The organism is Allobosea sp. CCNWLY174, assembly GCF_037120455.1.
Lineage (GTDB): Bacteria > Pseudomonadota > Alphaproteobacteria > Rhizobiales > Beijerinckiaceae > Allobosea > Allobosea lupini.
In genome coordinates, this window is record NZ_JBBBBQ010000003.1 from 308,003 (window position 1) to 320,447 (window position 12,445).

Consider the following 12,445-nt stretch of genomic DNA (forward strand, 5'->3'; position numbering starts at 1 on the left):
CCTCGAAGCTCAGGCGATCACGATGTCGATCAGGTTCGGGCCGGGCGCAGCGAAGGCGGCGCGCAGGCGCGGAGCGAGATCCTCGGGTCGCTCGACCCGCTCGCCCGGCACGCCCTGCCCACCGGCCAATTGCGCGAAATCGAGGCCCGGCAATTCGGTCCCGGCCGGCTTGTCGTTCGGCGCGTAACCGAAGACCGGCGCGAAATCCTGAAGCGCCGCATAGCGACGATTGTTGAGGATCAGGAAGGTCATCGGCAGGTCGAGCTGGGCGGCGCTGTAGAGCGCCTGGATCGAATAGAGGCTGGAACCGTCGCCGATCAGCGCGATCACCCGGCCCGGCAGCTTCATCCGCCGGCGTGCCAGAGCGATGCCGACCGCTGCCGGCATGCTGTGGCCGAGACCGCCGCTCGCCATGGTGTAGAAGCTGTCGGCGCCGTTCATCGGCAGATAGGTCTGGATGGTCGAGCGGGTGCTCGGCGCCTCCTCGACCACGACGTCGTCGGCATGGCGCTCCCGGTCGATCACCGAGAGCGCATAGGCGGCCGACATCGGCACGCCGGGCGAAGGCAGCGGCGGGACGGGGCGGGTCAGCGCCGCTTCGCGCTCGGCGTTGGGAGCGCTCGCGTTGAGCAGCGCCCGCACGCCGAGGTCCAGGCTGGCGACGACGCTGTCGCCGACCGGCGCCCAGGCGGCCTGCTGCGGATCGTCGACGATCTGCGCGAGCTGCGCTCCTGGTGGAACGTGGGGTCCGTCACCCTCGACATGATAGGTGAAGGCCGGCGCCCCCAACACCAGGATGAAGTCGTGCGGCGCCAGGCGCTCGACGATCTTCTCGCGCATCGCCGGCAGGAATCCGCAGAACTGGGGATGACGCTCCGGAAAGCCGCAGCGCGCACACATCGGTGGGACATAGACCGAGGCCTGATGGCGCTCGGCGAGCGCGACGACATCGGCGACGGCCAAATCGCGGGCGACGCCGGCGCCGACGACGAAGGCCGGCCGTTTGCTCGCGTTGAGGCGTTCGGCGATCGCGGCGATCGCATCCGGTGCCGGCGCAAGCGCCTGGCTGACGCGGCGCGGCAGGACGAGTTCGCCCGGCTGGTCCCAGTCATCGGCAGGGATCGAGATGAAGACCGGGCCGCGCGGCGGCTGCATCGCGATGTGATAGGCCCGCGCCAGAGCGAGCGGCAGGTCGGCACCGCGCGCCGGCTCGGTCGCCCATTTGACGTAAGGCTTCGGGAGCTCGGTCGCCTGCACCGAGGCGAGGAACGGGTCGAAGGGCAGGATCGAGCGGGCCTGCTGGCCGGCGGTGATCAGCAGCGGCGTCTGGTTCTTGAACGCCGTGAAGATGTTGCCCATGGCATGGCCGACGCCGGCCGCCGAGTGCAGGTTGACCAATGCCGCATTGCGCGTCGCCTGGGCATAGCCGTCGGCCATCCCGACCACGACTGCTTCCTGCAGGCCGAGCACATAGCGGAAGTCCTCGGGGTACTCGCGGAACATCGGCAGTTCGGTCGAGCCGGGATTGCCGAAGACCGTATCGATCTTGAGCTGGCGCAGCAGGTCGAGCACGGCGTCGCGGACGCTCGGGCGAGAAGGGGAGGATGGGCTGTCGGCTGGCATGCGCGTCCCTCGGATCGCAGACACTGTGGCGGCACACTGGCCATTGCTCAATTAGATGAAGCGACTAAGTATTATTCGCATGGCGAATATCGATGCGATCGACCTGAACCTGCTGAGGCTGTTCGATGCGGTGTACCGCACCCGCAATGTCAGCCGCGCCGCCGAAGAGCTCGGCCTCTCGCAACCCGCGACCAGCCAGGCCCTGACGCGCCTGCGGCTGCTGCTGCGTGACCCGCTGTTCGAGCGCGTCGCCGGCGGCGTCAGGCCGACCGCCCGCTCCGAGCGTCTCGCGCATTCGGTCCAGGCGGGGCTGGCCCTGTTGGAAGCCGGCCTCACCGAGGGCGAGCGTTTCGACCCTGCCACGACGGATGCCGAGCTGCGCCTGCATCTCAGCGATATCGGCGAAGGCCGCTTCCTGCCGCCGCTGATGACGACCTTTCGCGAGATCGCGCCGAACCTGCGCATTGTCGCGCGCGCCTGGCCGCATGAGGCGATCTCCGAGGCGCTGGACAACGGCCAGCTGCATTTCGCGCTCGGCTTCCTGCCGACTGTGGGCGGCACCGCCCATGCGGAAATGCTGAGCGATCGCTACCAGGTCTTCGTGCGCGCCGACCATCCGGTCACCCGCCAGGCCGTCGATGGCGCCTTGAGCGCCGACGATATCGCGAAGCTCGACTTCGTTGCGGTGCGCTCGCATGCCCAGACGCAGCGCATGCTGGAGATGCTGCATCTCGACCCGCGCATCCGGCTGGTCGTCTCGAGCTTCATGGCGCTGCCGCCGATCATCCGCGCTACCGACCTCGCCGTGCTGATGCCGCGCCAGATCGGTCTGCACCTCGAGCCGCTCGGCGCCTTCGCCCTTCTCGAGCCGGCGCTGCCGCAGCGCGATTTCAGCGTCGCGCTGCACTGGAGCCGGCGGCATGCCCAGAACGCGATGCTGCGCTGGGCGCGGGAGGTCATCCTGGAGCTGTTTCGCAATCAGCAGCGAGCCGATCCAGGCGGCTAGGACAGTCCGTTCGCTGGCGTGAGGATCGTCAGATCGGCTGTGATCCGCGATAGCGCGCGAAGACGTTCTGCCGGCCGGCCGAGAAGACCACGACGTCATAAATGTCGGGCGCCTGACCCGGCACTTCCATGCCGGGCGAACCGACGGGCATGCCGGCGACGGCGAGGCCGATCACCTTCGGTCGCTCGGCAAGCAGGCGCTTGATCGCCTGCGCCGGAACATGGCCCTCCAGCACATAGCCGCCGATCTCGGCGGTGTGGCAGGAGGCGAGCGCATCGGGCACGCCGAGCTTCAGCTTGAGCGGCGCGACGTCCGCGACCTCGACCACCTCGACCGGGAAGCCGGCCGCCTGCACATGCTTGACCCAGTTGCCGCAGCAGCCGCAGTTCGGATCGCGCGTCACGACCATCTTCGGCAGCGCCTCGGCGGCATCAGCCGGTCGCGGCAGCGCGAATGCGGCGGCGCCGAACAGCAGTGCGCGGCGGGAGAGGGTGAGCTCGTTGGCCATGCTCCGCCTCAATCGACAAGTTCCTCGCCCGGCGTATAACCGGCCGCGCTGATGGCCGACCTGATCGCGGCGACATCGGCGCTGCCCTGCACGCTGACCAACTTCGACCCGGGATCGGCGGTAACGGAAGTGCCGGGGACCTTGCCCTCGACCGCCTGCTTGATCGCGCCGGCGCAATGGCCGCAGGCCATATCCTCGACGCGAAAGCTGACCGCACCGCCGGGGGTGGGTGTGACAGCTGAAGCGGTGGTCGAATGCTGCTGGCAGGAGCACATGGCGGCAAAGTCCTTCGACTGGTGATTGGCGCACTCTGCACCTTCCAACGATGGCAAGGTCAAGCGCCTTTCGCGCTTTTCTTGCCGGCGCCGGCGACACGCCGTGACGCTCATGCCGGATATGCAGCATGGGGCTGGCCGGGCGGCGCAAAGCCTGCATTGTTCGCGGGAAAGACGAGGCTGCCACGAACGCCCATGTCCGAGCCAGACGTCCCGCGGCCGACGCCGCTGCAGCTCTTTCTGATCTTCGCCCGCATCGGCCTGACCAGCTTCGGCGGCGGGCTCAGCGGCTGGATGCTGCGGGAGTTCGTGCAGCGCCGCCGCCTGCTGAGCGAGGAGGATTTCCTGAACGGCCTCTCGATCGCGCAGGCGCTGCCCGGCGTCAACGTCACCAATATGGCGATCTGGATCGGCTACAGACTGGCCGGGCGGGCCGGGGCCGCCGCCTCCTGGCTCGGCATCGTCGTCCCGGCCGCGATCGTCATCGTCCTGATCGGCAGCGCCTTCGCCTCGATCTCCGGCTACGAGCTCAGCCATGTCGCGCTCGACGGCGCGGCCGCCGCGGCGATCGGCCTGTCGCTGGCGATGGGGCTGACGGCGGCGCGGCGCGTGCCGCGGCGAATCTTCCCGCTCGCCGTCATGGCCGCGACCTTCATCGCTGTCGTGGTCCTGCACTGGCCGCTGCTCTGGACGGTGCTCGGCATCGGCTCGCTCAGCGTCGCCGTGGCCTATCATCAGGCCTGAAGAGGCCAGCGATGCCGCCCACCGCCTTCAGCATCCTCCTCGTCTTCCTGCCGCTGTCGCTGGTCACGATCGGCGGCGGCCAGAGCGCGATCGCCGACATGCACCGCCAGATCGTCGACGTGACCCACTGGCTGAGCGCCTCGCAATTCGTCGACGCCTTCGCCATCGCCCGGCTGGCGCCCGGGCCGGGTTCGCTGCTGGCGACTCTGATCGGCTGGCAGATCGCCGGCTTCTGGGGGGCGCTCGCCGCGACGGTCGGCATCTTCGGGCCGACGGCGGTGCTGATCTATGCGGTGACCAGCCTGTGGTCGCGCTATCAGGGCGCCCGCATCCTCACGGCGCTGGAGACGGGCCTGCGGCCGGTCGCGGCCGGGATGATCCTGGCGGCGAGCTATGTCCTGATCCAGGCGCTCGACGGCGGCTGGTTCGCGCGCGGTCTCGCCTTGCTCTCGACCGCGCTCCTGATGCTGACGCCGGTCAACCCGCTGTTGCTGATCGGAGCCGGGGCCGGCTGCTTCATTGGCCTGCACATGCTGGCGCTGGTCTAGGCGGCCGGGCGTCCGGTTTCACACGCCGTTCCTGACAGCGCGGAACTGGGCGATGAAGGCCTGCGGCTCCAGCAGCGAGGCCATGCGCGCGACCTCGCGCTCCCTTGGCGGCTTCGCCGCGAGCCCGACGGCGCTGGTCGGGAAGAACTGGATCGCCGGCGTGCCCTCGATGCCGTAGTGCTTCGCCAGCGCCTTCTCGGTCAGCTTGCCCCCGCCGAAATCGGTGACCTCGCGGGCGCCGAGAATGTTGAGGTGCAGCACCGCGAAATTGTCGCGGATATAGGTCTCGATGGCGGGGTCGGCGAGATGAACCTCGTGCATGCGCCGGCAGGCCGGGCAGTTGCGCAGGCCCCAGAGGATCGTGAAGCGCTTGCCGGCCTGGTTCGCATTGGTCAGGTCCTCGGCGAGGTCGAGAAAGCTCTCGACATACCAGTCCTCCTGGTAGAGCCCATCCTCGCTGAGCTTTGCCTTGGCGAAACTCGGCGCCGCCGACATTCCCAGCACCGCGCTCGCCAGCAGGCTGCGTCGTGTGATCATGCCGTCGCCTCCGCGCCGAGCTTCATCAGGCTCTGGTATAAACATATGAATACGACTATGTTCGGCGAATGATTGCAAGCGGCAGATATCGGGCAGGGCTCGCGGCAGCGTTCACGTTGTCGCTATTGCTCTCGCTGCCGGCCCTATCGCGGCCAGCCTTCGCAGCCGAGCTCGTGATGTACACGCGCAATGGCTGCCCGTTCTGCTTGCGCTTCGAGCGCGAGGCCGCGCCGGTCTATGCCAGGACGCCCGAAGGCAAGGCGGCGCCGCTGCGGCGGGTCGACCTGCCGGCCGGCGGCGTGCGGGGCGAGGGCCTGCGCGAGCCGGTGATGGCGACGCCGACCTTCGTGCTGATGGAGGAGGGCCAGGAAGTCGGCCGGATCACCGGCTATCTCAACGACGACATGTTCTGGGGTTTGCTCGGGCGGCTGGTTGCTGTCATTGAGACTCCTCAGGTTCAACGATCAGGCGCACAGACCCAATGACCGCGATCGTCTCGAAAGCGCTCGAAACCGAACTGCGCGACGGCGCCGAGTTCTCGCCCGAGCTCGACCAGCTGATGCGCAAGGCCCGCAAAGCCAGCGATTTCCTGAAAGCGCTCTCGCATGAGAACCGCTTGCTGCTGCTCTGCCTGCTGGCCGAGCGCGAGCGGACGGTCACCGAGCTGGAGAACCTGCTCTCGCTGCGCCAGCCCATGGTCTCGCAGCAGCTCGCGCGCCTGCGCCTCGACCAGCTCGTCACCACCCGCCGCGACGGCAAGGCGATCTATTACAGCCTCGCCAGCGACGATGTCCGGCGCGTCATCGCCGTGATCTACGACATCTTCTGCAATCCGCCCGGACCCGAAGCCGGCAAATCGTGAGCGCCAATAGCGGCCAGCGGCGATTGCCATGATCGAGCTGCCGGCCTGGGGCGCGGCACTGGCTGGTGTCGCCGTCGGCGCCGCCTGCGGCTTCACCGTCCGCCGCGCGCGCCTTTGCTCCTTCGGTGCGGTCGAGGATGCCTGGATGGGCGGCGACACGCGCCGCATCAGGATTTTTGGCCTTGCGCTCGCGATCGCGCTGATAGGCACGCAGGCGCTGATCGGGCTCAATCTGCTCGACCCCGCCAATTCCACCTATGTCCAGGCCGCCTTGCCCTGGCTGTCGATCCTCGTCGGCAGCACCTTGTTCGGTCTCGGCATGGCGCTGGTGGGCACCTGCGGCTTCGGCTCGCTGATCCGGCTCGGCTCGGGCGACCTGCGCAGCCTGATCGTGATGATGGTGTTCGGCGCGGTCGCCTATGCGACGCTGCGCGGCATGTTGGCCCCGATCCGGATCGAGGTGCTGGAGAAGGTCTACTGGCCGCTGCCCGGCGGCCTCAAGGGCGATCTCGCCGGCATCCTGACCTATCTCGGCGCTCCGGCCGCACGTGTCCTGATCACTGCTGTCGGGGCCATCGTCCTGATCGCCATCGTTGCGCTCGACCCGCGCCTGCGCCGCTCGCCACGCCTGCTGCTGGCAGGCTTGACGCTCGGCCTCGCCGTCGTCGCCGGCTGGTGGGTGACCGGCATCGCCGTCGATGCCTTCGAGACCGTGCCGCGGGCGCAGAGCCTGACCTTCGTCTCGCCGGTCGGCCGGGCGCTCTATGCCGTGCTGAGCGCGCCCTCGGTTCTGCTTGAATTCGGCATCGGCACGCTGGCCGGCGTCACGCTCGGCTCGTTCCTGTCGGCGCTCTACGACCGGGAATTCCGTTGGGAAGCCTTCGACGACGACCGCGAGATGCGCCGCCATCTCCTCGGTGCCGTGCTGATGGGCGGCGGCGGCGTGCTCGCCGGTGGCTGCACGATCGGACAGGGCATCTCTGCCGGCTCGATGCTGGCGCTGTCCTGGCCGCTGGCGGTCGCCGGCATGATGATCGGCGCGCGGATCGGCATCGCCTTCCTGGTCGAAGGCTCGATCAGAGGCCTGTGGCAGCGCGGCTGACGGCCTGCGATCAGGTTGAGACGAAGCGGTAGGCGGTGCCCTGCTGCTCGACCCGTCCGACCGCACCGGGCAGATGGTAGCCGATGATCTGCCCCTTCTCCTGGGCAAGCCGGTCGAGCAGCTTGCGCCGCGTTGCGACGGCGAGATCTGCGTCGTGGTCGGAAGCCGGGCGCCAGTCCGGCCGCGCGAACGAGATCAACGGATGCGTCAGCGCATCGCCCAGCACCATGACCGGACCGCCGGCCGCCTTTAACGCGAAGGAGACATGGCCGGGCGTGTGGCCGGGCGTCGCCACCGCCTCGATGCCGGGCAGCCACTCGCTGCCGGGCTCCAGCCGCTCGAGCTTGTCGCCGAGCTCCTTGGCGATGCGCTGCGCCCCGGCGGCGAAGGCGTGCCTATCCTCGGGCAGGCGCCCATAGACCTTGGGATCGCTCCAGAAGCCGATCTCGGGCGCGGCGACGAGCCAGCGGGCATTGGGAAAGAGCGGGCTGTCGAACTCGTCGAGCGCGCCCCAGAAATGACCGGGATGGAGATGGGTGAACAGCACATGCGTCACCGCGTCGGGCTCGATCCCGGCCGTCTTCAGGCTCTCGGCGAGCTTGCCCGAGCCGGCGAGGAAGTTGGCGCCCGAGCCGCAATCAAACAGGACGACGTCCTTGCCGCGCTGCAGGCAGGTGACGTTGAGGACCGAGCGTGTCGGCCCGCTCTGCTTCGCCTGCGCGGCGAGCTCGGCCGGTGCGATGTCGCGCGCCAGCATCGACAGCGGCAATTCGAAGCTGCCGTCGCTTAGGATGGTCAGCGTCTCCTCGCCGGAGCCGAGCGTCGCCACGACCTGCGCCAGGGCCGATGAGGCCAGGGCGCAGGCGCCGGCAGTGACGAACAGGCGACGCGTCAGCATGGTCTGCTCCGGCAAAGCCTACTTGTTCACCGGCGATTCCGGATCGAACAGATAGGCCATCACGTCCTTAATCTGCTGCTCGTCGAGCACCTTGTTCACGCCGAAGCGCGGCATGTTCGAGCAGGGCACCACCGCCATCGAATTGTAGATCTTGGTGTAGGCGTCCTTGATCGTCTCGGGATCGTATTTGCGATCCTTGCCGTACGCAGCGAGGCTCGGGCCCAGCGTGCCGTAGCTGACTTCCTTCGGATCGAGCTGGTGGCAGGCGAAACAGTTGCCGCCGGCGACGGTGCCGGGAGGATCGGAGAACTGGCCGCCGCGGCCGTTGTTGGCGACCTGATAGCCGTTCTTCCAGTTGCCGAGGAACTTGCCGTCGGCGGGATAGACCACGCGGGCGCTCTCGCGCTTCAGCATCTCGTCCGACTGCGCCGAAGAGGGGTTGTTGCGGGTCGTGTTGCAGACGGCGAGCGAGTCGTCCGGCTTGATCCTGGCCTGCCATTCGGCCGAGGCCTTGCCGAAGGTCGATTTCAGATAGGCGTCGATCACGGCCTGGGCCGGGCGCTCCTGGGCGCGGGCCGAACCCGCGAGAGCCAGCAGGGCCGCAAGGGGAATGAATGTCCTGATCATCATGTTCCCCCTCAGCGCTTGATCGACGGGACTTTGATCTCGCCGCCTTCAGCCTGCTTCTGCAGGAAGACGGTGAGCGCGGTCAGGGCTTCAGAGCCGTATTCCGGCACGGGCCAGCGCTGCTGGCGATAGCAGTCCCAGAGCCGGTGCTGCATCGTCCGCAGCGCGCTCTGCGAGACGCGGTAGGTCGGCCAGGAGCCCATCGTCTCCTGCGCGGTCCTGCCCTTGACCGAGAGGTTGGGCAGCCCCTGCAGGCGGATTCGCTTGCCTTCCTCGGCATGGCAGGTGGCGCAGGAGAAATCGTTGACGCCGCCGCGGGTATAGAACAGGGCTTCGCCGACCGCCGCCATCTCCTTCTCCTTGGGATGGGAGAGCTGCGGCTGGATCGTCATCTCGCTCGACTTGTTGGCGATGAAGGCGACGAGGTCCTCCATGTCGGAGGCGACGCCCGGCCCGGAGAAGCGGCGCTTCACGACATCGGCGGTGTCGAGGTCCTGGATCTTCTGCATGCACCAGAGCAGTCGCTGCTCGGTGTCCATCACCTTGTCGGCGTCGGCGAAATAGCGCGGCAGCTTGGCGAAGGCGCCCTCGAGCTTGCCCGGACCCTCGCCGAGGTCGCAGGCTTCGAGCGAGACATTCCTGGCGCCGCGCTGGGTCGACCACAGCGCCTCGCCGCGATCGACCGCGAGAAAACCCGGATTCGAGAACGGGTCCGAGAGCATCTGGCGATAGCGCTCGATCTCCTTCTCGCTGTCGTCCTGCGGCGGTGACTGCGCGGTCAGCGGCCCGGCCGCGACTATCATGACGGCCGCCAACGCGGCCGCTCCGATGATCGGAAGCTTCATCCCTCGCCCTTTCGTTTCCTCCGGCGGCGCTTATGCTGCGCCCCTTGGCGGTAGCCCTCTCGGGGGCTTTACATTCACAAAAAACAATATCACGATACGTGCAAATGATTGGCGACCGGGCGCGGCGCCGTCAAGCGCTAAAACGAGACGAATTCCAGGGAGGAGCCCCGTATGCTGATCCAACCGTCGACGCTGTCGCGCCGCGATGCGATGAAGGCCGCCGCCTGGGCGCTCGCCGCCGCCGCGATCGCACCGAAGCTCGCCTTCGCCGACGAGAAGGCGGTCGCTGCCGAGATCAAGAAGCTCTACGGCGACAAGCCGATGGCCTCCGGCAAGATCAAGCTCGACGTGCCGGAGATCGCCGAGAATGGCCTGGTCGTGCCGATCAATGTCGAGATCGAGAGCCCGATGACCGAAGCCGACTACGTCAAGGCCGTGCACGTCTTCGCCGAGGGCAACCCGCTGCCCGGCGTCGTCAGCTACCAGTTCACACCGGCCTGCGGAAAAGCCTCGGCCGCAACGCGCATGCGGCTCGCGCAAACGCAGGACATCATCTGCGTCGCTGAGATGTCGAACGGCACGCTGCACACGGCCAAGGCCAACATCAAGGTCACGATCGGCGGCTGCGGCGGCTGAAGCCGCTCATCGTCATCGACCAGAACAAGGCGAGGAAACACCCATGACGACCAAGCCCACGCCCCGCGTGCGCGTTCCGGCCAAGGCCACGGCCGGCGAGATCATCGAGATCAAGACGCTGATCTCGCACGAGATGGAATCCGGCCAGCGCAAGGATGCCAAGGGCGAGACGATCCCGCGCAAGATCATCAACAAGTTCTCGGCGAGCTTCAACGGCAAGCCGGTCTTCTCGGCCGATTGGTTCTCGGCGATCTCGGCCAATCCCTACCAGTCCTTCTTCTTCAAAGCCACGGAATCGGGCGAGTTCACCTTCACCTGGAAGGATGACGACGGCTCGGAATACACGTCGAAGAACAAGCTGACGGTCGGCTGACGCCAACCGTCATTGCGAGCAAAGCGAAGCAATCCGGTCTCTCAGAGCTCTGCCGCTTCTGGATTGCTTAGTCGCTTCGCTCCTCGCAATGACGGCCAAAGCTCCACTTGAAGAGCCCCTGGATCGCGATGTGCGCGCATCCAAAGGATGAGTCATGATCTCGAGACGAGACTTCCTGCAGGCGACGGCCGTCGCCGCGGCCTTGACGACAACCTCCGGTCTCGGCCCGCTCGGGCGCGCCGCCGCCCAGCAGACGCTGTCGCAGGCAGACATCCTGCGCTTCGAGCCGCAGGGACAGGTCACCATCCTGCATGTGGCCGATATCCACGCCCAGCTGATGCCGCTGCAGTTCCGCGAGCCGGCGGTCAATCTCGGCGTCGGCGAGGTCAAAGGCCTGCCGCCGCACCTGACCGACGCCGCCTTCCGCGAGCATTTCAAGATCGCCGCCGGCTCGGCCGATGCCTTCGCGCTGACCTCGGACGATTTCGTCGCGCTCGCCCGCAATTACGGCCGGATGGGCGGGCTCGACCGGATCGCGACTTTGATCAAGGCTGTCAGGGCCGAGCGCGGCGACGACAAGGTGCTGCTGCTCGACGGCGGCGACACCTGGCAGGGCAGCTGGAGCGCGCTCCAGACCAAGGGCCAGGACATGGTCGACGTGATGTCGGCGCTGAAGCTCGACGCGATGACCTCGCATTGGGAGTTCACGCTCGGCGCCGAGCGGGTCAAGCAGATCGTCGAGGCCGCGCCCTTCGCCTTCCTCGCCCAGAACATCCGCGACAAGGAATGGAACGAGCCGGTCTTCGAAGCCCGAAAAGTCTTCGAGAAGGGCGGCGTCAAGGTCGCGGTGATCGGCCAGGCGCTGCCGCGCACCGCCGTCGCCAATCCGCGCTGGATGTTCCCGGACTGGGAGTTCGGCATCCGCGAGGATGAGTTGCAGAAGCAGGTCGACGAAGCCCGGGCCGAGGGCGCCGCGGTCGTCGTGCTGCTCTCGCATGACGGCTTCGACGTCGACCGCAAGCTGGCGAGCCGGGTCAAGGGCATCGACGTCATCCTGACCGCCCATACCCATGACGCCATGCCCGGGCTGATCCGGGTCGGGCAGACCGCCCTCGTTGCCTCCGGCTCGCATGGCAAGTTCGTCTCGCGCCTCGACATCGCGGTGAAGGACGGCAAGGTCACCGATATCCGCTTCAAGCTGATGCCGGTCTTCGCCGATGCGATCGCGCCCGATCCGGAGATGGCGGCGCTGGTCACCAAGCTGCGCGCGCCCTATGCCGCCGAGCTCGCCAGGGAGATCGGCCGCACCGACTCGCTCCTCTACCGGCGCGGCAATTTCAACGGCAGCTTCGACGACCTGATATGCGACGCCATGCTGTCGCAGCGCGACGCCGAGATCGCGCTGTCGCCGGGCTTTCGCTGGGGCGGCTCGCTGCTGCCGGGCGAGGCGATCACCTGGGAGGCGATCAGCAATGCGACCGCGATCACCTATCCGAACTGCTACCGGATGGAGATGACCGGCGCGCAGCTCAAGGAGATCCTCGAGGACGTCGCCGACAACATCTTCCACCCCGACCCCTATTTCCAGGGCGGCGGCGACATGGTCCGCATCGGCGGCATGGGCTACGCCATCGATGTCGGCAAGCCGATGGGCAGCCGCATCTCCGGCCTCACGCACCTCAAATCCGGCAAGCCGATCGACGCCTCTCGTAAATACGTCGTCGCCGGCTGGGCCAGCGTCAACGAGGGCACGCAGGGCCCGCCGATCTGGGACGTGGTCCGCGACCATGTCGCCGCGGCCAAGACCATCACCATCAAGCCGAACGACGCCGTGAAGGTGAGCGGGGCATGAGCGCCTCCG

Annotated in this window: 16 protein-coding genes; 9 read left to right on the plus strand and 7 right to left on the minus strand. The window is 67.6% G+C overall.

Annotation, left to right across the window (positions count from 1 at the left end; genetic code table 11):
- Window positions 1-9: 9 nt before the first annotated feature.
- Entirely contained in the window at window positions 10-1,623 is a 1,614-nt protein-coding gene (gene mdlC, locus V7S63_RS12450) for a benzoylformate decarboxylase (RefSeq protein WP_336530442.1), read from the minus strand.
- Between the two features lie 79 nt (window positions 1,624-1,702).
- On the opposite strand from mdlC, the gene V7S63_RS12455 reads away from it, so the two are divergent.
- Complete coding sequence (locus V7S63_RS12455) at window positions 1,703-2,629, plus strand: LysR family transcriptional regulator (RefSeq protein WP_336530443.1); 927 nt, start codon at window positions 1,703-1,705, stop codon at window positions 2,627-2,629.
- A gap of 28 nt (window positions 2,630-2,657) precedes the next feature.
- On the opposite strand, the gene V7S63_RS12460 is transcribed toward V7S63_RS12455, so the two are convergent.
- Both V7S63_RS12460 and V7S63_RS12465 read right to left on the minus strand, forming a co-directional pair.
- Window positions 2,658-3,137, minus strand: coding sequence for a DUF411 domain-containing protein (locus V7S63_RS12460; RefSeq protein WP_091837565.1), 480 nt, complete (start codon window positions 3,135-3,137; stop codon window positions 2,658-2,660).
- Window positions 3,138-3,145: 8 nt separating this feature from the next.
- A complete protein-coding gene (locus tag V7S63_RS12465; RefSeq protein ID WP_336530444.1) occupies window positions 3,146-3,526 on the minus strand; it encodes a heavy-metal-associated domain-containing protein in 381 nt (126 codons plus the stop codon).
- Window positions 3,527-3,607: 81 nt separating this feature from the next.
- On the opposite strand from V7S63_RS12465, the gene V7S63_RS12470 reads away from it, so the two are divergent.
- Together V7S63_RS12470 and V7S63_RS12475 are read left to right on the plus strand one after the other, a co-directional pair.
- Entirely contained in the window at window positions 3,608-4,156 is a 549-nt protein-coding gene (locus V7S63_RS12470) for a chromate transporter (RefSeq protein ID WP_336530445.1), read from the plus strand.
- An 11-nt stretch (window positions 4,157-4,167) separates the two neighbouring features.
- A complete protein-coding gene (locus V7S63_RS12475; protein ID WP_336530446.1) occupies window positions 4,168-4,704 on the plus strand; it encodes a chromate transporter in 537 nt (178 codons plus the stop codon).
- Between the two features lie 18 nt (window positions 4,705-4,722).
- Here the strand turns inward: V7S63_RS12475 and V7S63_RS12480 are convergent, their stop codons facing one another.
- Complete coding sequence (locus V7S63_RS12480; protein ID WP_336530447.1) at window positions 4,723-5,241, minus strand: thioredoxin family protein; 519 nt, start codon at window positions 5,239-5,241, stop codon at window positions 4,723-4,725.
- A 176-nt stretch (window positions 5,242-5,417) separates the two neighbouring features.
- Here V7S63_RS12480 and V7S63_RS12485 point away from each other — a divergent pair, with 176 nt between their 5' ends.
- The 3 genes from V7S63_RS12485 to V7S63_RS12495 are packed head-to-tail and all read left to right on the plus strand — an operon-like array spanning window position 5,418 to window position 7,205.
- Window positions 5,418-5,726: a hypothetical protein gene (locus V7S63_RS12485; RefSeq protein ID WP_336530448.1), complete on the plus strand. Its 309-nt coding sequence runs from the start codon at window positions 5,418-5,420 to the stop codon at window positions 5,724-5,726.
- Window positions 5,723-6,103, plus strand: coding sequence for an ArsR/SmtB family transcription factor (locus V7S63_RS12490; protein WP_091837552.1), 381 nt, complete (start codon window positions 5,723-5,725; stop codon window positions 6,101-6,103). Before V7S63_RS12485 ends, V7S63_RS12490 begins: the two co-directional genes overlap by 4 nt.
- A gap of 28 nt (window positions 6,104-6,131) precedes the next feature.
- Window positions 6,132-7,205, plus strand: a complete 1,074-nt coding sequence (locus V7S63_RS12495; RefSeq protein WP_336530449.1) for a YeeE/YedE family protein — start codon at window positions 6,132-6,134, stop codon at window positions 7,203-7,205.
- A 10-nt stretch (window positions 7,206-7,215) separates the two neighbouring features.
- On the opposite strand, the gene V7S63_RS12500 is transcribed toward V7S63_RS12495, so the two are convergent.
- Genes V7S63_RS12500 through soxA form a run of 3 tightly spaced genes read right to left on the minus strand, consistent with a single transcriptional unit; the run spans window position 7,216 to window position 9,575 of the window.
- Window positions 7,216-8,103 (minus strand): MBL fold metallo-hydrolase, encoded by an 888-nt coding sequence (locus V7S63_RS12500; protein ID WP_336530450.1) that lies wholly within the window; start codon window positions 8,101-8,103, stop codon window positions 7,216-7,218.
- Between the two features lie 18 nt (window positions 8,104-8,121).
- Window positions 8,122-8,733: a sulfur oxidation c-type cytochrome SoxX gene (soxX, locus tag V7S63_RS12505; RefSeq protein ID WP_336530451.1), complete on the minus strand. Its 612-nt coding sequence runs from the start codon at window positions 8,731-8,733 to the stop codon at window positions 8,122-8,124.
- Window positions 8,734-8,741: 8 nt separating this feature from the next.
- Window positions 8,742-9,575 carry a sulfur oxidation c-type cytochrome SoxA gene (gene soxA / locus V7S63_RS12510; RefSeq protein WP_091837544.1) on the minus strand — a complete coding sequence of 278 codons (834 nt, stop codon included), beginning with the start codon at window positions 9,573-9,575 and terminating at the stop codon, window positions 8,742-8,744.
- Window positions 9,576-9,746: 171 nt separating this feature from the next.
- Between soxA and soxY the strand changes: the two genes are divergently transcribed.
- The 3 genes from soxY to soxB all read left to right on the plus strand — a co-directional run bounded on the left by soxY (window position 9,747) and on the right by soxB (window position 12,436).
- Window positions 9,747-10,211, plus strand: a complete 465-nt coding sequence (gene soxY / locus V7S63_RS12515) for a thiosulfate oxidation carrier protein SoxY (RefSeq protein ID WP_100961808.1) — start codon at window positions 9,747-9,749, stop codon at window positions 10,209-10,211.
- A gap of 43 nt (window positions 10,212-10,254) precedes the next feature.
- Entirely contained in the window at window positions 10,255-10,584 is a 330-nt protein-coding gene (gene soxZ, locus V7S63_RS12520) for a thiosulfate oxidation carrier complex protein SoxZ (RefSeq protein WP_091837539.1), read from the plus strand.
- Between the two features lie 154 nt (window positions 10,585-10,738).
- Window positions 10,739-12,436, plus strand: a complete 1,698-nt coding sequence (gene soxB / locus V7S63_RS12525) for a thiosulfohydrolase SoxB (RefSeq protein ID WP_336530452.1) — start codon at window positions 10,739-10,741, stop codon at window positions 12,434-12,436.
- Window positions 12,437-12,445 lie beyond the last annotated feature (9 nt).

Excerpts from the sequence above, each read along its gene's own strand:
- V7S63_RS12460 (WP_091837565.1), bottom strand. The coding sequence starts at position 3,137 with ATGGCCAACGAGCTCACCCTCTCCCGCCGCGCACTGCTGTTCGGCGCC.
- V7S63_RS12480 (WP_336530447.1), bottom strand. The coding sequence starts at position 5,241 with ATGATCACACGACGCAGCCTGCTGGCGAGCGCGGTGCTGGGAATGTCG.
- V7S63_RS12495 (WP_336530449.1), top strand. The coding sequence starts at position 6,132 with ATGATCGAGCTGCCGGCCTGGGGCGCGGCACTGGCTGGTGTCGCCGTC.
- soxX (WP_336530451.1), bottom strand. The coding sequence starts at position 8,733 with ATGATGATCAGGACATTCATTCCCCTTGCGGCCCTGCTGGCTCTCGCG.
- soxA (WP_091837544.1), bottom strand. The coding sequence starts at position 9,575 with ATGAAGCTTCCGATCATCGGAGCGGCCGCGTTGGCGGCCGTCATGATA.
- V7S63_RS12500 (WP_336530450.1), bottom strand. The coding sequence starts at position 8,103 with ATGCTGACGCGTCGCCTGTTCGTCACTGCCGGCGCCTGCGCCCTGGCC.
- mdlC (WP_336530442.1), bottom strand. The coding sequence starts at position 1,623 with ATGCCAGCCGACAGCCCATCCTCCCCTTCTCGCCCGAGCGTCCGCGAC.
- V7S63_RS12475 (WP_336530446.1), top strand. The coding sequence starts at position 4,168 with ATGCCGCCCACCGCCTTCAGCATCCTCCTCGTCTTCCTGCCGCTGTCG.
- soxB (WP_336530452.1), top strand. The coding sequence starts at position 10,739 with ATGATCTCGAGACGAGACTTCCTGCAGGCGACGGCCGTCGCCGCGGCC.
- soxZ (WP_091837539.1), top strand. The coding sequence starts at position 10,255 with ATGACGACCAAGCCCACGCCCCGCGTGCGCGTTCCGGCCAAGGCCACG.
- V7S63_RS12485 (WP_336530448.1), top strand. The coding sequence starts at position 5,418 with ATGTACACGCGCAATGGCTGCCCGTTCTGCTTGCGCTTCGAGCGCGAG.
- V7S63_RS12470 (WP_336530445.1), top strand. The coding sequence starts at position 3,608 with ATGTCCGAGCCAGACGTCCCGCGGCCGACGCCGCTGCAGCTCTTTCTG.
- V7S63_RS12455 (WP_336530443.1), top strand. The coding sequence starts at position 1,703 with ATGGCGAATATCGATGCGATCGACCTGAACCTGCTGAGGCTGTTCGAT.
- V7S63_RS12465 (WP_336530444.1), bottom strand. The coding sequence starts at position 3,526 with ATGAGCGTCACGGCGTGTCGCCGGCGCCGGCAAGAAAAGCGCGAAAGG.
- soxY (WP_100961808.1), top strand. The coding sequence starts at position 9,747 with ATGCTGATCCAACCGTCGACGCTGTCGCGCCGCGATGCGATGAAGGCC.
- V7S63_RS12490 (WP_091837552.1), top strand. The coding sequence starts at position 5,723 with ATGACCGCGATCGTCTCGAAAGCGCTCGAAACCGAACTGCGCGACGGC.